General features: G+C 58.4%; 19 protein-coding genes and 2 pseudogenes. 3 read left to right on the top strand and 18 right to left on the bottom strand.

Translation table 11 applies throughout. The annotated features are described in order from the left end of the window. Positions 1 to 75 precede the first annotated feature (75 nt). Together LC354_RS19775 and LC354_RS19770 are read left to right on the top strand one after the other, a co-directional pair. Positions 76 to 1,122, top strand: a pseudogene (locus LC354_RS19775) (DUF5927 domain-containing protein); the annotation flags it as partial. Between the two features lie 6 nt (positions 1,123 to 1,128). Further along, positions 1,129 to 2,559: pseudogene (locus LC354_RS19770) on the top strand (sulfotransferase family 2 domain-containing protein). Between the two features lie 4 nt (positions 2,560 to 2,563). Here the strand turns inward: LC354_RS19770 and LC354_RS19765 are convergent. The 18 genes from LC354_RS19765 to LC354_RS19680 form a co-directional block, all read right to left on the bottom strand. Beyond that, positions 2,564 to 3,028, bottom strand: a complete 465-nt coding sequence (locus LC354_RS19765) for a PTS sugar transporter subunit IIA (protein WP_223427107.1) — start codon at positions 3,026 to 3,028, stop codon at positions 2,564 to 2,566. Between the two features lie 39 nt (positions 3,029 to 3,067). Beyond that, positions 3,068 to 3,634, bottom strand: coding sequence for a ribosome hibernation-promoting factor, HPF/YfiA family (gene hpf, locus LC354_RS19760; protein WP_223427105.1), 567 nt, complete (start codon positions 3,632 to 3,634; stop codon positions 3,068 to 3,070). Positions 3,635 to 3,863: 229 nt separating this feature from the next. After that, a complete protein-coding gene (gene lptB / locus LC354_RS19755) occupies positions 3,864 to 4,622 on the bottom strand; it encodes an LPS export ABC transporter ATP-binding protein (RefSeq protein WP_223427103.1) in 759 nt (252 codons plus the stop codon). Next, positions 4,622 to 5,110 carry a lipopolysaccharide transport periplasmic protein LptA gene (lptA, locus tag LC354_RS19750; protein ID WP_223427102.1) on the bottom strand — a complete coding sequence of 163 codons (489 nt, stop codon included), beginning with the start codon at positions 5,108 to 5,110 and terminating at the stop codon, positions 4,622 to 4,624. Before lptA ends, lptB begins: the two co-directional genes overlap by 1 nt. A gap of 8 nt (positions 5,111 to 5,118) precedes the next feature. After that, positions 5,119 to 5,715: a hypothetical protein gene (locus tag LC354_RS19745; protein ID WP_223427095.1), complete on the bottom strand. Its 597-nt coding sequence runs from the start codon at positions 5,713 to 5,715 to the stop codon at positions 5,119 to 5,121. A 10-nt stretch (positions 5,716 to 5,725) separates the two neighbouring features. Next, a complete protein-coding gene (locus LC354_RS19740) occupies positions 5,726 to 6,694 on the bottom strand; it encodes a KpsF/GutQ family sugar-phosphate isomerase (protein ID WP_223427094.1) in 969 nt (322 codons plus the stop codon). Beyond that, positions 6,691 to 7,305: a ribonuclease D gene (locus tag LC354_RS19735; protein ID WP_223427093.1), complete on the bottom strand. Its 615-nt coding sequence runs from the start codon at positions 7,303 to 7,305 to the stop codon at positions 6,691 to 6,693. The genes LC354_RS19740 and LC354_RS19735 overlap by 4 nt, the downstream gene beginning before the upstream one ends. Before the next feature lie 42 nt (positions 7,306 to 7,347). After that, positions 7,348 to 8,100 (bottom strand): PaaX family transcriptional regulator C-terminal domain-containing protein, encoded by a 753-nt coding sequence (locus tag LC354_RS19730; protein WP_223427089.1) that lies wholly within the window; start codon positions 8,098 to 8,100, stop codon positions 7,348 to 7,350. Further along, a complete protein-coding gene (paaZ, locus tag LC354_RS19725) occupies positions 8,093 to 10,105 on the bottom strand; it encodes a phenylacetic acid degradation bifunctional protein PaaZ (RefSeq protein WP_223427087.1) in 2,013 nt (670 codons plus the stop codon). Before paaZ ends, LC354_RS19730 begins: the two co-directional genes overlap by 8 nt. A gap of 9 nt (positions 10,106 to 10,114) precedes the next feature. Next, entirely contained in the window at positions 10,115 to 11,179 is a 1,065-nt protein-coding gene (locus LC354_RS19720) for a 2Fe-2S iron-sulfur cluster-binding protein (RefSeq protein ID WP_223427085.1), read from the bottom strand. Next, a complete protein-coding gene (gene paaD / locus LC354_RS19715; RefSeq protein ID WP_223427083.1) occupies positions 11,179 to 11,646 on the bottom strand; it encodes a 1,2-phenylacetyl-CoA epoxidase subunit PaaD in 468 nt (155 codons plus the stop codon). Before paaD ends, LC354_RS19720 begins: the two co-directional genes overlap by 1 nt. Further along, complete coding sequence (gene paaC, locus LC354_RS19710) at positions 11,640 to 12,338, bottom strand: 1,2-phenylacetyl-CoA epoxidase subunit PaaC (RefSeq protein WP_223427109.1); 699 nt, start codon at positions 12,336 to 12,338, stop codon at positions 11,640 to 11,642. Before paaC ends, paaD begins: the two co-directional genes overlap by 7 nt. Positions 12,339 to 12,358: 20 nt before the next feature. Continuing rightward, entirely contained in the window at positions 12,359 to 12,643 is a 285-nt protein-coding gene (gene paaB, locus LC354_RS19705; protein ID WP_223427078.1) for a 1,2-phenylacetyl-CoA epoxidase subunit PaaB, read from the bottom strand. Positions 12,644 to 12,647: 4 nt separating this feature from the next. Continuing rightward, complete coding sequence (gene paaA / locus LC354_RS19700) at positions 12,648 to 13,625, bottom strand: 1,2-phenylacetyl-CoA epoxidase subunit PaaA (RefSeq protein ID WP_223427076.1); 978 nt, start codon at positions 13,623 to 13,625, stop codon at positions 12,648 to 12,650. 31 nt (positions 13,626 to 13,656) lie between these two features. Further along, a complete protein-coding gene (gene pcaF, locus LC354_RS19695; RefSeq protein WP_223427075.1) occupies positions 13,657 to 14,862 on the bottom strand; it encodes a 3-oxoadipyl-CoA thiolase in 1,206 nt (401 codons plus the stop codon). 289 nt (positions 14,863 to 15,151) lie between these two features. Then, positions 15,152 to 17,005 carry an alanine--tRNA ligase gene (locus LC354_RS19690; RefSeq protein WP_223427074.1) on the bottom strand — a complete coding sequence of 618 codons (1,854 nt, stop codon included), beginning with the start codon at positions 17,003 to 17,005 and terminating at the stop codon, positions 15,152 to 15,154. A gap of 1,493 nt (positions 17,006 to 18,498) precedes the next feature. Next, positions 18,499 to 18,972 carry a transposase gene (locus tag LC354_RS19685; protein ID WP_223427073.1) on the bottom strand — a complete coding sequence of 158 codons (474 nt, stop codon included), beginning with the start codon at positions 18,970 to 18,972 and terminating at the stop codon, positions 18,499 to 18,501. Positions 18,973 to 19,066: 94 nt separating this feature from the next. Continuing rightward, on the bottom strand, positions 19,067 to 19,363 hold the full coding sequence (locus LC354_RS19680) for a hypothetical protein (RefSeq protein ID WP_223427072.1): 297 nt from the start codon (positions 19,361 to 19,363) through the stop codon (positions 19,067 to 19,069). 32 nt (positions 19,364 to 19,395) lie between these two features. Here LC354_RS19680 and LC354_RS19675 point away from each other — a divergent pair, with 32 nt between their 5' ends. Continuing rightward, positions 19,396 to 19,686, top strand: coding sequence for a hypothetical protein (locus LC354_RS19675; protein WP_223427071.1), 291 nt, complete (start codon positions 19,396 to 19,398; stop codon positions 19,684 to 19,686). Positions 19,687 to 20,363 lie beyond the last annotated feature (677 nt).

Raw genomic sequence — 20,363 nt, 5'->3', positions numbered from 1 at the left:
CTTCCGCGTCGTATCGCTCAAAGAATACAAAGTGATTTGAGGGGAAAACCTCAGGTCAATTCAGGCGCACGAGTATATTACCAGACCCTTGCGCGGAAATTTTCCATCAACATAGAGAGCCGCTCGCTGACTTTGTCCAAGTTCGACTTTCAAGGAAAACCACACATTTTTTATGATGATCATTTGCAATTGCTGCGTCGCTCAGACTGTTTTGTCGCGCGCAAGATCTGGCCCCATGCCGATCGCCTTTACGAGGCGTTTCTGACGGATTTGGCAGGTGCCATGAAGCAGACCGAACCGAACCCCGGCAAGATTGACCGCATCTTTGCCAAGGCGGTAGAGCGTCGGGTGAGAGGGCGTCCCGGCCTCTATATGCAAAGCCGGTTTCCAAACAAAGACTGGGAAAACGGGGTCACCGCCGCCCCCTATTCCGTGTTTCAGGGATTTACCGAGATATTCGAGAACTTCGAACCATGGCTGTCGCGGGCGACGGGCGCGCGCGTGCATGGTCACATTTTTGGTCCTGACCGCGTCGAATTTGCCGAAGGGCAAACCACGCTCAATGGCGCCCTCAGCGACAGCGCGCTCAGCCGCGATTACAATCCGCAGTCGTTCCTGAGCAATCTGATCTGGAACACGCGGGGCGAACGCCAGTGTTTTCAGTTTGGCCCCAATGACACGCAATACGCAAATTGGCGTATTGCGTGGGACCCCAACGCGCAGGTTTCGGTGGTGTCGGGTGCGTGGGCCGTGCCGTTGTTTCGGTCAAACAAGAACTTTCTCGACATCCGCAAGGAAGCGGCGCGCCTGCAACGGATAGAAAGCGAACATCTGGACATTTTGCGGTCGCCATATGCCAAAGCCAGAGTGCGGATATGGACAATGGCTGAATTCGTCGAAGCGCCGATGGAGCCTTTGCAAGGTATTCTGGACGAAATTGGACATAGTCAGAAGCACCGCTTGTCAGAAGTGCCCAAGATGGTCGATTTGACGGGCTTCGGGCGCTTCCTCCAAAACCTCAAGAATCAGGGTATGCATCCCTATCTGATGGGGGATTTTCCTGCGGCACTCGGGCCGGAGAAGACTCCGAAATCGGCGCGCAAGCCCTATTTGGTGCGATAGACTGGTATGCCTCAATTCGATTACTTTGTTGTCTTTGCCGAGATGCGCACCGGGTCGAACTTTCTCGAAACAAACCTGAACGCGATTGACGGATTGGTTTGCCACGGCGAGGCTTTCAACCCGCATTTTATTGGCTACCCAAAGACAAAGAGCATTCTGGGTGTGACCCAGGCCGCCCGCGATGAAGACCCGAAACAGCTGCTGCGCGAGATTCGAAAGGCGCCGGATGGGCTGGCAGGGTTCCGGTACTTTCACGATCACGACCCACGTGTGTTCGACAAGATCGTTGATGATCCAAAATGCGCCAAGATCGTACTGACCCGAAACCCGGCAGACAGTTATGTTTCCTGGAAGATTGCCGTCGCTACCGGCTAGTGGAAGCTGACCGATGCCAAGGCGCGCAAGGACGCGAAGGCGGTTTTCGACCCGGATGAGTTTGCCGCGCATGTGACGGCCTTGCAGGCGTTTCAGGTCAGCTTGTTGAACCGTTTGCAAGTGTCGGGCCAGACTGCGTTTTACGTCGCTTACGAGGATTTGCAGAACCTTGATGTGATGAACGGACTCGCAGCGTGGCTTGGCGTGGAGGGTCGGATGGATGCGCTGGACAAGAACCTGAAGGTGCAAAACCCCAGTTCGATGCCTGAAAAAGTAAGCAATTTTGACCAAATGGCCGGAGCCCTGTCCGGAGTGGATCGGTTCAACCTGACCCGCACTCCCAATTTTGAGCCAAGGCGCGGGCCCGCCGCACCGACCTATTTCGCCAGTTCGACGGCGCCGTTGCTGTATTTGCCGATACGTGGCGGGTCGCAGGATCGCGTGGAGGACTGGTTGCGTGCGCTGGACGCTGAAAGTGACGAACGGCCATTGTCAAAATTGGGCCAGAACGGGCTGCGTGACTGGATGCGCGCTCATCCGGGCCATCGCAGCTTTGCCGTTTTGCGCCACCCGTTGGACCGGGCATATCAGGTCTTTTGTCATCGTATATTGAACACGGGGCAGGGCGGCTATCGCGGAATTCGCAACACGCTTATGCGGCGTTACAAGCTGCCGTTGCCGGAATCCGAGAGTGAGCGGAACTACGATGCGGCTGCGCATCGGGCGGCGTTTGCGGCGTTCCTGAAGTTCCTGCAAGGCAACCTGAATGGTCAAACGGCTATTCGTGTCGACGCGGATTGGGCGACGCAATCCAAAACGATTGAGGGGTTTGCCGAGTTTGTGTTGCCTGACCGGTTGATACGAAGCGAAACGGTACACCATGAACTGGCCGAGCTCGCAGCTTCGGTAGGCGTCACGAACATTCCCGATCTTCCAGAGGCCCCGAGTGTCGGTCCGTTCGCTTTAGATGATATTTACGACCCAGAAATCGAGAAATTGGCGCGGGCTGCCTATGCGCGTGATTATCTGATGTTTGGGTTCGAGAACTGGGCCCAAAACTGATGCATCAAGCGGCGCGCGCCGATTTTGCTTCGTTCAGGATTGCATAAAGCGTCGCCGAGTTCGGATTGGCGCGCAGTTTCGAGCAGATCGCGGTATCGCGCAGGGTGCGTGAAACGAGCGCCAGGGCCTTGAGGTGTTCAACGCCTGCTTCCTCCGGTGCGAAGAGTGCAAAGGCGATATCGACGGGTTGCCGATCAACGGAATCGAATTCGATGGGTTTGTCGAGCAGTATGAAGGCTCCCTTGACCTCGTCGATACCATCCAGTCGCGCGTGTGGCAGGGCCACGCCTTGGCCCACACCCGTCGGACCCAGCGATTCCCGTGACATCAGCGCCTCGACCACAAGGTGTGCGTCCAGGCCATAGGCCTGCTGCACGAGATCGGAGATCTCATGCAGCAATCGCTTTTTGGAGGAGGCCGCAGTAACAACCTTGACCGCCTCCGGCTTTAGAAGAGTTCCTAAATCCATTATGCTCGCACCATTCGCGCCTTAGTCAGCGCTGATCATTTACGGATCAATCCAGCCGATATTTCCGTCTTCTCGACGGTACACGACATTCAGTCCGTCTTTTCCTTCATTTCGAAACACCAGTACCGGTGCCCCTGCAAGTTCCATCTGCATGACCGCTTCGCCAACAGACAGCGATTGAATGTTCGTCTCCATCTCGGCGACAATCATGGGCTGAAGGCTTTCCGGTTCCGACTCTTCCGTCTCTCCTGCTTCAGAGGCGAGGATATATGAGGATGCGCCGGAGAATTCAACCGGTTGTGCGCGCTCGCGATGGTGGTCTTTGAGGCGCCGCTTGTAGCGGCGCAACTGCTTTTCCATTTTGTCAGAGCAGGCGTCAAAAGCTGCATATATTTCAGTAGCATGAGCCTTTGCCTGGGCGGTCAGACCCGTCGAAAGGTGGACCGTCGCCTCACAGACAAACTCATGCGCCGATTTTGAGAATACAACCTGAGCGTTTGTTGGCCGTTCGGCATATTTCTGCACCACGATCCCCAGTTCGTCTCGAACGTGGGATTGCAAAGCTTCACCGATATCGATTTGTCTGCCACTGATTTGGTATTGCATTCTTTCTCCTTCACATATTCCGCGCTGACGACAAGACGGGCCACGGGCGTGGCCAGACCGGGAGCGTCAGCTAAACGGGAGCGGCCCGCGTTTTACCTGATCTGAAGCAGGCTTTGAGGACAAAGCCAAGGGCCTGAGAAGTGGAATAGCACGCGATGCCATGGCTCTATTGCACGCCAAAACGATACCGTCTGTCAATCAAAAGTGGCGATTGATTTCGTTTCGATTGTTAAGAAATCCGGAAGTTTTCGCCGAGGTAGACACGGCGTACATTCTCATTCTGCACAACATCTTGCGGTGTGCCTGACATCAATACTTGTCCATCATGCAAGATATAGGCGCGATCAACGATTTCGAGCGTTTCGCGCACGTTGTGATCCGTGATCAGAACCCCGATGCCCCGCTTCTTCAAATCAGCGACAAGGCTGCGGATATCTCCGACCGAGATCGGGTCGACCCCAGCAAACGGTTCGTCAAGCAGCAGGTATTTGGGGTTAGCGGCCAGTGATCGCGCAATCTCCACCCGCCGCCGTTCCCCGCCGGACAGCGCCAACGCAGGGGCCCGTCGCAGATGTTCAACGGAGAATTCGCTCAGAAGTTCTTCAAGGCGTTCCCGTCGCTTGTGGCGATCCTTGACCGTCACATCCAGAATAGCCGAAATATTGTCCTGAACGCTGAGCCCCCGAAAGATGCTCATCTCCTGCGGCAGATATCCAATGCCCATTTGCGCGCGGCGATACATCGGCAAGGTCGTCACGTCGACGCCATCGACAAGCACAGTGCCGGCCTCTGGCGTGACCAGCCCGGCAATCGCGTAGAACGTCGTGGTCTTGCCTGACCCGTTCGGCCCCAGCAGGGCCACAACTTCGCCCCTGTTCAGTTCCATCGAGAAATCGCGGATGACCAGTTTCTTACGATAGGATTTTCTCAGATGCTTGACCTTCAGGCCCGAGCCACCTTCAGAAACTTTGAGGGTCGGCTTTACCATCAGTCTTCCCTGGGTTGCAGGATCGTTTTGACCCGTCCCTGCATCCGCGCGGTCCCATCATCGAGCCTGACGGTCATCCGATCTGCGGTCAGCGCGTTTTGCCCTTGGGTCAGTAAGACGTCGCCCGTCATTTCGATCACGCCTTCGTCGACCCTATAATCTGCGTACTGAGATTCTGCCGCGTCTTCACCGGAGATAACCGTCACGTTCCCCGTCGCTTCAAGTTGCGAGATACCTTGCGTCTCCTGGCGATAAACAACCAGAACCCGGTCCGCGGCCAGCCGCATTTCACCCTGAATGATCAGAACGTCGCCGGTAAAAATCGCGGTATTCGTCTTTTGATCGACGTCCAGTTCATTGGCGCTGACCTCGATTGGCGCGTTGCTGTCTTGCGCCGAGGCACCGAATGCCACTTGGGTGCCTTGGGCGAAAACAGGGGACGCAAGAGCCAAAAGGCAAGCGCAGGCAATGGCACGTAGAAATGTCACGGATGGTATCACTCTTCTAAATTTTGAGGGCGGTATAACAGTTTCACCCCGTTTGTGAAATTCAAATGGACGTTTTCATTTCCCGGTTGCCGTTGCAGACGCAATTGACCCGCATGAAGCGTCCCAATCGGGCTTTGGCCGCTGACTGGACCTGGCGAGACGACGGACAGTTCCTCAAAACTTGTGGTCAAAGTCTCCGAAGTCAAATTGTAACCGTTCGACGTGGCGATGAGAACGTTACCCTGAAGGGTCAACTCGGACTCTTCAACATCAAAGCTTCCCATTTCGGACGAAAGGGAAACATTGGCACCCGAGGCAAGGCCGATCTCGACCGACAGATCGTCCGTTCGATTGCTGTGCCCTTCACCCAGCCTCACCGCGCGGGCCGACAAGGTGACCTGATCGCCACCCCGCGTCGTGCCGGAAAAAAACGGTTCGGTGATCTGTTCACCGAGCAATCGTTCCTTGATTTCAGCCTCGGCAAAGGGGATCGCGGCGACAGGATCGATATTGCGCGACAGCAGGAAGAGAGTGGACAGCAAGCCTAGGGCTGCGAGCGGGAGCAGCACCTTGAGCCACGCGATAAGCCGCGAATAGCGGTCCATTCCATATCCTTTAAGCCAACCCGACCCGCAGGCAGTCGTGAATATGAAGAATCCCACGCGGAATTGCGGGGCCTTCCGGGTCAACAGCAAACACGCAGGTAATCTTGCGCTGGTTCATCAATGCGACCGCCTCAACCGCCAAAGCGCCCGGGTGGATCGTTGTAGGAGAGGTGGTCATCACATCCGCCGCTTTCAAGGAGAGCAGACCGTCCATGTGCCTGCGCAAGTCCCCATCGGTGATAATCCCCGCCAATGCGCCGTTTTCCGCTGTGACAGCGACGACGCCCATGCTCTTCTGGCTGATTTCGATCAGCGCTTCGGACATGGGCGTGTCGAGCGACACGAGAGGCATTTCGTCTCCGGGGTGCATCAGGTCAGACACCCGCGCCAATTGGGCTCCGAGTTTGCCGCCCGGATGGAAATCCCGGAAATGCACGGCCGTAAAGGATCGGTTTTCCATCAGCGCCACGGCAACGGCGTCCCCCATGGCGAGGGTCATCGTCGTCGATGTGGTCGGAACGACCCCTGTGCCGCAGGCTTCGGGCAGATCGGGCAACAACAAGACAACGTCGCATTGGCTGCCCAGCGCGCTCGTGGGGTTCTTGGTGATACCGACAAGCGGAATATCGAAGCGTCTTGAATAGGCGACCAGATCGGCAAGCTCTGGCGCTTCGCCAGAGTTGGAGATCGCAAGCACCACGTCCTTGCGGGTGATCATGCCCAGATCGCCATGGCTGGCCTCGGCGGGATGCACGAATTGCGCGGGGGTGCCGGTGCTGGCAAGCGTGGCCGCGATTTTGCGCGCGATATGGCCTGATTTGCCTATCCCCGTGACGATGACCCGTCCCGTGGCGTTCATTAGGATGTCGATGCCATCGCGAAAGCTGTCGTCGAGGCTCTCGGCAAGCGTGTTCAGCGCAGCGGCCTCGGTATTGATCACCCGGCGCGCGGTGTCGAGAAAGGGGGTTACCTTGGTCATGAGTGTGCAAAAATGTCAGTTTCGGGCCAGCCGGCCAAATCAAGTTGCGCACGCATTGGCAGGAAATCGAAACAGGCTTGTGCCATCTCCATGCGCCCTTCGCGGACCAGTCGTTTGTCCAACTCTTCGCGCAGGCGGTGCAGATAGAGCACGTCCGAGGCAGCGTAGTCCAATTGTGCATTGGTCAGTGTTTCCGCGCCCCAGTCACTGGATTGTTGTTGTTTCGAGACATCGACGCCCAGCAGTTCCTGCAACAGGTATTTGAGCCCGTGCCGGTCTGTATAGGTGCGGATCAGACGGCTGGAGATCTTGGTGCAATAGACCGGCGCCGTGACGGCGCCGAAGGCATTCAGCATGGCGGCGATGTCAAACCGGCCGAAGTGAAACAGCTTGAGCACGTCCGGATTTTCAAGCAGGGCGCACAGGTTCGGTGCTTCGCTCTGTCCCAGTTTGATCTGGACGATATGCGCGTCGCCGTCGCCCCCGGACAGTTGCACAACGCACAGCCGGTCGCGGTGCGGGTGCAGCCCCATGGTTTCACAGTCGATGGCCACCGATGGGCCAAGGTCAAGCCCGTCGGGCAAGTCGGAGATATGCAGGTGATTTGTCATGGCACTGCTATAGCGTGCGGTCGCGGAAGGGGAAAGCGCGGTTTAGGCGGTCTTGATCGCATCGTGGTCGGGCCTGGGTAGCCGATCCAGAAGGGTGGTCACAAGGGTCCGGCAATCGTGGCCGCGCCATGCGGTTGAATGTGCCGCGCGGGGCAAGTCGGGGTGCTTGAGCGCAAGGCGCCGCCAGGCGTGTACGATCAAGACTCGTAGAACGGCGGTCTGTAGTGGCGTTGTGTCGGTTGCCGTCGGGACGATGCCGGACAAAACGGAATAGAGCGCGTCGTAACCGTCACGCAGGTAGTCGAGTTCCATCTGATCGCCGAGCCATGCGGGCAGCTCCGTTGGTTGCAGCATCATCGCATCTGGCGGGCAGGCGGTGCCCTTTCCGCTGATAAACAGCCGTGGGGCAATCTGGGCATAGTCCGCCGGATCAAGTGTGTTACCATTTGCGGCGGTCAGATACACATGTGCACCGCGTCCCATATCTTCTGGTCGGCCGTAGATCCGTGGTCGGGCCGCCGCACTGTCGCGCTGTCCCTTGATCGTCAGACTATAGCGGCTTGTGCGCCCGGATCGTTGCGACGTGATCCAACCGTCACTGCGCAGGCGGTGCAAGGCCACGCGCGTCGCTTCGGGTTTGATCCCCACCTCATTCATGATCGACGTGAGCGTCGGGCCATCAAGCGCGCCGTTTTCCGAAAGATCGCCGAAAACGGTCACCAACAGGGACCACGCGCGAACGGGCCCAAGCTGGGTAAGGGCCATCACACAGCGATCATAGTCCGCGTCATGCATTCATCGTCAGAAGTTCGTATTCGGCGACGGGATCGTCATCCTGATTGGTCAGTGTCACGTGCCACCGCACTTCGCCATAGTCTTGGTTGCGGGGCGTCTTGGCTTTGACCGTGAGGCGCACCTTGATGCTGTCCCCGGGCGCAACCGGTTTGAGAAAGCGCAAGGCATCGAGGCCTGTATTGGCCAGAACCGGGCCGGGATCAGGTTGCACAAACAGCCCGGCCGCGAAGCTGAGCAGCAGATATCCATGGGCGACACGACCGGGAAAAAACGGGTTCGCGCGGGCAGCTGCGTCGTCCATATGCGCATAGAACGTGTCGCCGGTGAAATGCGCAAAATTTTCGATGTCATCCAGCGTGACCTGTCGCGCGGGGCTGTAGAGCGTGTCGCCGATTGCCAGATCGTCGAAGGGGCGGGTAAAAGAGTGCGGTTTGTCGGTCGCCTCGCGCGCACCCGGCACCCATTGCCCACCAATGGCCGAAAGGATATCGGGGCTGCCTTGAATGGCGGTGCGCTGCATGTAGTGGGTGACGGCACGGATGCCGCCCAACTCTTCGCCGCCACCGGCACGTCCCGGGCCGCCGTGGACCATGTGTGGCATCGGCGCGCCGTGCCCTGTTGCCTCAGTCATGCTGTCGCGATTGTTGAAATAAAGCCTGCCATGGAACGCGGCCGACCCCATCGTCATGTGCCGCGCCACGTCTGCATCGCGGGTGATGATCGACGCCACGAGCGATCCTTTGCCGCGATTGAGCAACTCCGCCGCGTGGTTGATGTCGCGATACGGCATGATCGTGGACACCGGCCCGAACGCCTCGACGTCGTGCACCAGCGATGCCTTATCGGGGTCTGAGCAATGAAAGAGCATCGGCGGCAGAAATGCCCCCTTGCTGTCGGCCATCGCGAAAGTGTCGAGGTTGCCAAAGACCTGCTCTGCCTCCGCGCCGATCATCGCGACCTTGTCCAGAACATCGTTTTTCTGCGCGCCAGAGACCAACGCCCCCATGGTCGTGCCGTCTGCGCGCGGATCACCGACACGCACCTTGGCAAGCCTTGCGCAAAGCGCTTCGATCGTTGCATCGACCTGATCTTCAGGCACCATTATGCGCCGGATCGCAGTGCATTTCTGACCCGCCTTTGCGGTCATTTCACGTCCGGCTTCCTTGATGAACAGGTCAAATTCCGGTGTGCCCGCGCCTGCGTCCGGACCAAGCACCGAGGCGTTCAGGCTGTCTTGCTCCGCCGTAAAACGGACCGCGTTGGCCAGCAGGTTCGGGGTGCTGCGCAACAGCAACCCCGTATCCGCCGAGCCGGTGAAGGTGACCACATCCTGACAGTCCATATGGTCGAGCACATCGCCGACCCTACCGGCGATAAGCTGCAAGGCACCGTCCGGCAACAGGCCGCTTTCGATCATCAGCCGCACACAGCTTTCCGTCACATAAGAGGTCGCGGTTGCGGGTTTGATGATCGCGGGCATACCGGCCAAAAGGGTGGGCGTAAGTTTTTCCAACATGCCCCAGACGGGGAAATTGAACGCGTTGACGTGCAGGGCGACGCCTTGCAGCGGCGTGCAGATGTGCCGCCCCATGAACTGGCCGGTGCGCCCGAGTTGTTCGGGCGGACCATCCAGATAGACTTCGGCATCGGGCATTTCCCGCCGTCCCTTGGCGGCATAAACCAGCATCGTGCCAATGCCGCCATCCACGTCGATCAGGTGATCGGCCTGCGTCGCGCCCGTGTCAAAGCTGAGGTCATAGAGAGTCTGGCGATGGGCCTTGATGTGCAGGGCCAGCGCCTTGAGCATCCGTGCCCGGTCATGGAACGTCATTGCCCGCAGTGCCGGGCCGCCTACGTCGCGCGCAAACCCGCGCATGGCCTGAACATCAAGCGTGTCATTGCCCGCTTCGGCGATCACGTCACCGGTGATAGCGCTGGCAATGGGCCTTGCGCCTGCGCCGGGGGCGACCCACGCACCTTCGGCGAAACTCTGTACCTGATGCATCATCGCCCCCTAGTGTTGATCGTAATCCACAACCAGCGTGTCGCTGATCGGGTAGCACTGGCAGGTCAGGACATAACCGGCCTCGACCTCGTAATCCTCGAGCGAGTGGTTGATCAGCATCTGGAACTCGCCCTCGGTCACCTTGGCCTTGCACGTGCTGCACACACCAGCGCGGCAGGCGTGCGGCGCTTCGAGATTGTGGGACAGGGCGGCCTCCAGAACGGATTGGTCCTTTGTCATGTCGACGCTGTGTGTGGTACCATCGAGGGTGATCCGGGCTGCCGTGCTTACCGCGCCCTTGGATTTTGCGCGGATCGCTTTCCTTGCCAACAAGCCTTCCTGGCTCGCTCCGAACAGTTCAAACTTGATCTGATCCTTGCGCATGCCGTGGGCTTTGAGCGATGCGTTGATGGCCATCATCATCGGTTCAGGCCCGCAGATATAGGCGACGTCGATATGGGACACGTTGATCCAGGATTTGAAAAGGGCCGCGCATTTGTCCTGATCGATGCGACCGGAAAACAGGTCGATATCCTGGCCGGATTCCAGAACGTGGACCACAGTCAGCCGCCCCATAAAGCGGTTTTTCAGGTCTTCCAGTTCCTCGCGGAACATGATCGTGTGCACGGCCCGATTGGCATAGACCAGCGTGAATGTGCTGTCCGGTTCGCGCGAGAGGGCCGACCGAAGAAGGGACAGAACCGGCGTTATGCCGGATCCACCTGCAAAGCCCAGGTAGGATTTCGCCGTCGCAGGTGCAGTGCCTGCGTAGAAATTGCCCATCGGGGGCATGGCATCCAACCGGTCACCGATCTTCAGGTCCGTGTTGGCAAAGGAGGAAAACGCGCCGCCATCGACCTCTTTGATCCCCACTTGCAGGACGCCGTCATCGACCCCGGAACAGATCGAATAATTGCGTCGCAACTCGGTTCCGTCAAAGGTCTTGCGGAACGTCAGATATTGCCCTTGGGTAAAACGAAACAGGTCCGGGTCGTCGGCTTTCAGTGTCAGCACGACAGCGTCACGGGTTGTGCGGTGGATGTCGGTTACTGTGAGGGGATGAAACTGGGGCATCATATACACTTGAAGTAGTCAAAGGGTTCGAGGCAGTCGGTACAGCGCCATTGTGCCTTGCAGGGCGTCGAGCCGAACTGGCTGATTTTTTCGACTGCTTTGGATTGGCAGCGGGGGCAATGTGCGGGCCCGCCAGCCGGTTGAGGCGGGGCGATGCCGTAGGCTTCGAGCTTGGCGCGCCCCGCGTCGGACATCCAGTCCGTCGTCCATGGCGGCGAAATCTGTCGTTTCAGAGACAGGTTTTGGATGCCCTTGGCGCGCAGGGCCGCCTCGATCTCGAAGTTGATGATCGACGTGGCAGGGCAGCCGGAATAGGTCGGCGTGACCGTGACTTCCAGTGTATCATCAAGCCATTGAACGTCGCGGATGATACCAAGATCGACCAGCGATATTGCCGGGATTTCGGGGTCTGGTACGTCCGCCAACCACGCCCAAACGTCATCGATCAAGGGGTGTGTCGCTACCATTTGGCGTCTGGATAGCTGCGTGGAAGCGATTGCATGGTGGCCAGAATATGCCCCAGATGTTCGGAATGCCGCGCGCCGGTCTTGCCGCCTTGATGGGCAAACTCACTTGCCGGTCTGGTCAGTGTTGCCTTGTCCAAAGTGGCGGTCAGGTGTGCGTCGAAACCGGGGCGCAGGGTGGCCATGTCGATCAGGTCATCCGGGTCGATCGTGAACATCTCGCCCACGTAAGGATAGAGCCTGACAAGCGCGGATTGCATCCGCTGTTGGCTTTCCTCCGTTCCATCGCCCAAGGCAATGACCATGTCGGTCGAACGTTCTCGGTGATAGGTGACCTCTTTGGCGGACTTTTGCGCGATGGCGCTGATCTCTGCATCGGGGTGTTGCGCGAGCGTCCTGAGCACTTCCAGATGCCATGTATCGAACAGAAACTGACGCATCATTGTCACACCGAAATCGCGATTGGGCTGTTCGACCAGCAGCAGGTTACGAAAATCCCAGGGGTCGCGCCGATAGGCCAGTGCGTCGGCGTCCTGCCCTTGGCCCTCGCGTTCTCCGGCCAGCCCCAGCCAAAGCTGCGTTTGCCCGATTAGGTCGAGGGCGGTGTTGGCCAGCGCAATGTCCTCTTCGAGCGCGGGCGCGTGGCCGCACCATTCCGACACGCGCTGGCCCAGCACCAGCGTGCTGTCGCCCATGCGGATCAGACCGGCGACGCTCACATCGCCCCCACGTCGTCGGGAATGTTGAAAAAGGTGGGATGGCGATAGACTTTGTCTTCGGACGGTTCAAACAGCGCGTCCTTGTCATCAGGTGACGAGGCGGTGATTTGAACGGCAGGCACGACCCAGATGCTGACGCCTTCCTTGCGGCGGGTATAGACATCGCGGGCGTTCTGGATCGCATGTTGGGCGTCTGTTGCATGCAAGCTGCCGACATGGCGATGAGACAGGCCATGCTGCCCGCGGATGAAAACTTCGTAGAGGGGCCATTCGTTGGTCATCTGTTTACTCCGCCGCCAGCGTTGTCGCTTGTTTCTTGGCCGCGTGGGCCATGCGCGCCTCACGGACCCATGCGCCATCGTCCCAAGCTGTTTGGCGCGCTTCGATCCGCTCGACCGACGCGGGGCCATTGCCCTTCAGCACGTCGAAAAACTCGCTCCAGTCCGGCTGGCTGAAGTCATAACCGCCCTTGTCGTCGTTCCACGCCAAGTTTTCATCCGGTATGGTCAGGCCCAGATATTCGGCTTGCGGCACCGTTTGATCGACGAACTTCTGGCGCAGCTCGTCGTTTGAATTGATCTTGATCTTCCAACGCATCGATTGTTCGGAATGCACGCTTTCGGCGTCCGACGGGCCGAACATCATCAGCGACGGATACCAAAGCCGGTTGAGCGCGTCCTGTGCCATGTGCTTTTGCGCGGCCGTCCCGTTCACCATTTTCATCATGATGTCGAAACCCTGACGCTGATGGAACGATTCCTCTTTGCAGATGCGCACCATGGCTCGGGCATAGGGGCCGTAACTGGTGCGTTGCAGTGGAACCTGGTTCAGGATTGCCGCGCCGTCGACCAACCAGCCAACCGCCCCCATATCGGCCCATGTCAGGGTCGGATAGGAGAAGATCGACGAATATTTCATCTGTCCGTCGAGCAGCATTTCGGTCAACTCATCGCGGCTGACCCCCAGTGTTTCGGCAGCGCAATAGAGGTAGAGACCATGCCCCGCCTCGTCCTGTACCTTGGCAAGCAGGATTGCCTTGCGTTCAAGCGAGGGGGCGCGGGTGATCCAGTTGCCTTCGGGCAGTTGGCCGACGATTTCGCTGTGCGCGTGTTGGCCGATCTGGCGGATGAGGGTCTTGCGATACCCTTCGGGCATCCAATCCTTCGGCTCGATCTTTTCACCTGCGTCGATGCGGGCCTGAAACGCGGCCAGCTTGACCGGATCTTCCTTGGTCGCTTCGGATTTGATCATTTGTGCATACATTTTCAGATCCTTTCGAGGACAAGCGTCTGTTTTACGTGGCGCGCTCCAGAATGAGAGCGACGCCTTGTCCGACGCCAACACACATCGTGCAAAGCGCGTAGCGCCCGCCGTTGCGTTGCAATTGATAAGCAGCGGTCATGACAAGCCGAGCGCCGGACATGCCCAGAGGATGCCCAAGGGCAATCGCCCCGCCTTGGGCATTCACGCGCGGGTCGTCGTCGGCCACGCCAAGGCTGCGCAAGGTGGCGAGACCCTGAGAGGCGAAAGCTTCGTTCAACTCAATAACGTCCATCTGGTCGATGGTAAGCCCGGCACGGTCGAGCACCTTTTTGCAGGCGGGCACGGGGCCGATCCCCATGACACGCGGCGCGACCCCGGCAGCACTCATCCCGACGATACGGGCCATGGCTGCCAAACCGTGTTGCGCGGCGGCTTGGGAGGAGGCAATGAGCAAAGCCGCAGCGCCGTCATTAACGCCGGAGGCATTTCCAGCCGTTACCGTTTTATCGGTGCCGTTTATGCCGCGCAGTTTGGCCAGAGCGGACAGGTCCGTCCCGGGCCGCGGATGTTCGTCCGTCGTGATACTGATCGGGTCACCTTTGCGCTGCGGTATCGTGACGGGGGCGATTTCGTCCGCAAATGCGCCTGCGGCATGTGCAGCGGCCCAACGGGCTTGTGACCGCGCGGCGAACGCGTCCTGGTCGGCGCGGCTGACGTTCCAGTCATCGGCGACGTTATCTGCCGTCTCGGGCATGGAGTCTGTGCCGTACTCCGCCTTCATTTTGGGGTTCACGAACCGCCAGCCGATCGTGGTGTCATAGACTTGATTGGCACGGCTGAAAGCGGTTTCGGCCTTGGGCATGACAAAGGGGGCGCGGCTCATGCTCTCGATGCCACCGGCGATTGCCATGTCCAGATCACCGGCCTTGATCCCACGGGCGACGATGCCAACCGCGTCCATGCCCGACGCACAGAGCCGATTGATCGTTGCACCGGGAACGTCGGTGGGCAGGCCTGCCAAAAGGGCGGCCATGCGGGCAACATTGCGATTATCCTCGCCCGCCTGATTGGCGCAGCCCAAGATTACATCGTCCAGAGCGGACCAGTCCACATCCGGATTGCGCGCAATCAATGCGGCGATGGGCGCTGCGGCCAAATCGTCGGCGCGCACAGTGGACAAACCGCCGCCGTAGCGACCGATCGGCGTGCGCTGCGCGTCGCAAATGAATGCATCCATGCAAAATCTCCCTGTCCGCTAAATACCTTCAGTGGAGATTCGGTGCAATCACAATGTTACAGATATTGGCGATTGGATGCCGGAGGTGTAACATTGTGCCGCGTGTCATGACTGTAAACAAAACCCGGCTTTACACGTATTCCGATCTTGTTGCCGAGGGCGGCACAAACACCATCCCCGCTGAGACCTCTACTGGTCAGCGGGGATCGGAAGCATAACTCAAACTGTGAATATGCGATCCGTCGCGACATCTGACGACGGATCACGAAGCTCGGTGTCGACAGTTCAATTATGCAATCACGGCTTTGATCCGGCGCACCCCGGAAGAACTGCTTTCTTCCTTCAGGACCTTGAAGGTCCCATAGTGAGAGAGATTACCCGTGTTCTCGACATGGGGGCCGCCGCACAGCTCGCGGCTATAGACGGTGCCGTCAGCATCCTTCATCTCGTAAATCGTCACCCGCTCCGGATACTTGTCCCAGAAGCTGCCCTCGATGCCTGCTTCACGCGCTTCTGTCTTGTCCATTTCGTAGGATTTGACCTCGGCGCCGGCCGCGATGGCCTTGTTCACGAACTCGACGACTTCACTGAGCTCGTCAGCAGTGATTTTCTGAGGGTGGGACACGTCAAAGCGAATCCGCTCCGGCGTGATGTTGCTGCCGCGCTGGTGGACGTGATCGCCCAGAACTTCGCGCAGGCCCGCCAACAAAAGATGAGTCGCGGTGTGGAACGAAACGGTCGTTTCGCTTTTGTCGCCCAGCCCGCCGGAAAACTTCGCGGTTGAGGCCGATTTGCTGGCCACAGAGTGCTCCTTTGAGGCGATGTCAAAGCCTTCAGGCTCAAGAATGCTCATGCCTTCTTCTTCGAGAAGCTCTTTGGTCAGTTCGAGGGGAAAACCGTAGGTTTCGTAAAACTGGAATGCGATACGCCCTGTGACGTCGCCGGTTTTCATGAAGCGACGGATTTCGCGCTCACCATTGCGAAGCGTTTTCAGGAACAGCGTTTCTTCCTGCTCCAGCGCGTTGAGAACTTGCTCGCGGGCGTCCTGAACGAAGGTATAGGTTTCGGATTCCTGAACAAAAACCTGTGCCAGGTTGGACAGGAACGCCCCTTCGAAGCCAAGCGTTTTGCCAACGCGCGCCGCGCGGCGGATCAGACGACGGACAACATAGCCCGCGTCCTTGTTGCTCGGATAGACACCGCTCGCCAGCAAAAACACCGTGGCCCGGGTATGGTCCAGAATGATGCGGAATGCTTTTTCGTTGCCTTCATAGGATTTGCCGGATTGCTCTTCGAGATATTGCATCGGGCCGATGAAGAACGGCGACTTATAGACGTCCACTTCGCCCGTTGCCGCTGACAGAATACGCTCAAGCCCGCCGCCGTAGTCGATGTTGGGGCGGTCAAACAGAACAAAGCCATCTTCCGTCCGCTTGTGCGACATGAAGACGTTGTTCCCGATCTCGACAAAACGCGCGCCGCCATCGGCCGGGTGCGCCATCGGATCGCCGTCCGGGTCGTGATCGAAGAACATTTCGCTGTCAGGGCCGCCGGGCTCGCTGACAGGCATTTTGCTGGGGACGCCCGCGCGCGACCACCAGTTTTCGGAGTCGTCATAGACGAAAATCCGGCCACCACGCGACGCGCCATATTTGAACGGCTCTTCTTCAACCGGAGCGTCGATGCCGTGGGACGCAAAGAATTCCTGCCACACTTTCAGGCTGGCGTTGTCGTAGTCGATCCCAAGCTCGGGATTGCCGCAATGTATCGTAACGCTCAGACGTTTCGGGTCGAGCCCGAGCACGTTCACCTGCCAGTCCATGATCCGGCGGATTTGTTCGGCTTTGTATATTTCCGGGTCGGCGCCCAATTCCCAGCGGCCGATCATCTCGAAGAATGTGAGATGCGTCAGATCGCCGACTTCTTCGATATCGCCGGTCCGGATACAGGGCTGTACGTTCACCAGATCCTTGCCCATCGGATGATCGAGGCCCAAAAGGTAGGGGACCATCGGCTGCATGCCGCTGCCAACGAACAGGGTGCTTGGGTCGTTTTCAGGAACAACACTGGCCGAGGGGATCGCGACGGACCCTTGCCGTGTCATTTCATCTAAAAAGCTTTTCCGTATCTCATCAGGCGTCATAGGTCACACAATTCGTTGGTTTTGCATTTGGAGCGGCAGGACTTAGGAGCCAAAAGGCTAAGATAAAGGCCGACGCCAGCGGGGAACGTAGTGTCACATCATCAAAGTGTCTAGCGGCAAACATAAAGGCGCGGCCACAAATGCCGCGTCTATTTGATGTGATCATTCCCGCTTGCAGGAGGTTGCATGCAGACCACGTCTTTCGAAGCCTTTGGAACCAGCGGTTCCTTGTGGCACTGACAAGGATATTCCTCGAACTGGGTAATGCGATGATTTTGGTCAACGGCGGTACTCAAAGCGTGGGCAAATGGCCTCGGCCGTCGCACCAGGGCGCATGTTCCGGTAGACGTGTCCTTTGCCACCGGGCCCGCCATGGTCTTCGAAATGAGAGTACCCCGCCGGACGAGGGAACACCCTGTGCCTGCGTGCTGGCCGATGTGGGCCATGGGTCCGGTTCCCTGTTCCGCGGAATGTCGGACACGCTTGAAAAGCTTTGTATTCTTGTCGTACGCCCGGCTCACGGTTTCTCGAGGCGTGGCACCGCTTTCAGGCCGACTCCGCAACGAGGATCTCAGAGGTGTCACTCGAGGATTGGCAGTCGATCAGCGCAGGCGAAGGCGCCGAAGGGCGTGGGGCTCTATGACCAGGCGGTCCCAGTCATCCCTACGGTCGGAGAAGGGTTTTCCCGTTGCTTGCACTGTCGAAGCCTGCCTGATCCAAATGCCATCGCGTGTCACGTCGCTTGCGCCCGTACGAACGCAACACCGCCAGAACTGGCCGCCGCCACCGGGCTGCCCAAAAGCGAGGAATGTTTCCTGCGCGGCTCAGCACCGATGAGTGCCGCACGGCCTTCAGAAAACCGAAGAAAATACGTCTTCGGAATCAACCAGCAGCAGCATGATCACCAGGTTTCAAAACACGCTGAGCCCATCCGAAATCCACCACCTGATCGCCCGCCACCTTCTGCAGTCAATTTCGGCTGCGGTCCTCATTCGGGGCTTGTCACGATGGCGACCGCAACACCAAGCTTTCGCCGCCGCCGCACATCGAAAAAATCGTCCTGAATTGCAAATGCAGCGCTATCACTATTTTGGCACGTTAGCTTTGGTGGATTCTGGATGAAGCATTTCACAATGAGGGCAGCGTGTGGGTGGTGGCCGAGCGAAGATGTCGAGGATCGCTTGGCTGAAAGTTGCTATGGTCGCTTGTGAAGTTGGCTGCCGGACGGAATGCGCGCGTAGGCGATCATCTTCATTTAGGGCGTGCCGATGCGAGCCAGGCCAGAATCTGCCTTCGAAATGGTCGAGACCGAGCTCCTCCTTGAGACGCTGATGCGCCCGCTCACAAACCCATTTTGCCGTAATGGCAGAGGCGCGTGCCTTGAGCTTCGTATCGGCTGACATATTCGAGGCATAGTATTCCTGCTCGCCGGTCGCGCTTCGCTCGCCGACCAGCAGACCTCTTCTGCGCCGCGCATGGTCTGAACGCGCCCGTCACCCATGGGATGCCTGTGACCATCGGCGATCCGCACACGGCAGACGGGAGGCAAACTGGCAGCTCAGCTTACCTTTGGTGCCTCGCCGCCAGCTGATCTTCTGCCATTTTGCCGCTACGAGCATGACTTCAACTGACACCGCCACGCGGTCCGAAATGTGATATTTGCGCCGTCGACCTCTTGTGGCCTCGGGAAACAACAGTCCGGTATCGGCCGGATGGACATTCTGGCGGTGTGACATACCCACGGCCCAGTCTAGACCGCGCTGGATCGGAGTCTGACGGAAAGCTCCGCACGCTCCGTATCCCGCCTCAGCCAGTACGGCCGCCTCCAGCAGCGCGGTTTCCCAGGCTTCGCTGGCGATGAAATAATGCAGCCGGTCATAGCTGGTCGTCGGATCACACGCCGCCATGGGCTGCACGCATTTGCGATCGGCCGGACCGATCAGCCCGGCAATGTAAGCCGGGCACATCCGAGCACTCTTCTAGTGCCGCAGCCCCTTAACAATCGGGGGTAACGAGGCTTCCAGATCGCGTCGCCAGTTTTCCATAAATCGCCGGTCTCCTTCAAAGCTGGCACCTTATGAACCACCGAAAACGCCCTTTGAGATCCTCAAAATGCACCTGCACGAAAAATCCGCCAAAGTAGTGGCAGGGTGCAGACTCATTGATTTTCAGCCAGAACAAGACGGTGGCCACGAGAGCGATGGCAGACAAGAACACCTTTGGACATTGGTCATAGCGGGTTGCGACACGCCGCCAGTCCTTGAACCGGGCAAAGCACTCCTCGATTTGTGCCGCTTGCGATAACGCACTTTGTCGTTTTGGGTCAGTATCTTGAGACCCTTTCTCGCAGGTGGGCATGGCGTTATCCCCTCGTTTTCAGGTGCTTCGCGATGCCAGTCTGCATCATGACCCCGATCCGCCAGCATGGGTTCGGCGGGTCGCAGACCTACCGGCGGCGCAGGCGCGTCGATGCACTCGTTACGCTGGCCCGCCGTCAGGAACATCCGCAAGGGATGGCCCAGAGCATCCGTGATGGTGTGAAACTTGGAATTTATCCCACATTTGGTCTGGCCGATCAGGCGGCCACGCCACCCTTTTGCAGCCCCAGACTTGGTGGCTGTGCGGTGCGTTTTCAGATGCATTCCATCCGCGGCCTGGCAGTCGAAACGAAGTTTCGATGAGAGGGGATCATCAGCGTTTCGATAGCGCTGCCCCGCACGGCCAGTTTCAGCAGCATCAGAGCAATCCTCTTCTTGCTCGACCGCTTCCAACCGCCGTAAAAAGTCTTGTGCTGGCCATAGGGATCAGGTGCATCCGGACACCGAAAAGTACAACGATTAAGGACGATGATCCCGGCCAGTACGCGCTTGTCATCCTCTCTCGGGACATTTCCTGCGCAAATTCCCTGCCGGTCAGCAGGTCAGCAGGTCAGCCAGTAGGCATTGCACATGTCACCGCTCCGTTCTGGGAGCTGTGGGTCAGACCTGAACGCCGGTATCAATGGAGCCTGACCTTAGTACCAATTTGTTCAAGGTTGACACAAAACGCACTGATTTCAGCGCAGGCCGACGGTGCGCGCTCGTGCGTATGATGGGCTCATTGTCGCCAATTTGAGATATTTTCAGGCCGGCCCGCGCACTGACTCAACTCATGCGGGACGTCGGACAACTTCCAGAATTTATAAAAATTTGATTCGTCTTCGAGGCGAGAGATCGACGCGTTGAAGCGAATCATAACGGGTCGGTTTGCGAACAAAGCGCAGAAATTGACGGTACTGTGTAAAACCGACATTCCCCAAGTGGCCTGCCATCTGACGCGAAGATCGCCTGATCAGGCCTGCGGATCAAGTATCTTTTAC

This window comes from Tateyamaria pelophila (genome assembly GCF_019966495.1).
Taxonomy (GTDB): Bacteria; Pseudomonadota; Alphaproteobacteria; order Rhodobacterales; family Rhodobacteraceae; genus Tateyamaria; species Tateyamaria pelophila.
This window is presented reverse-complemented; position numbering and strand designations above follow the sequence as displayed.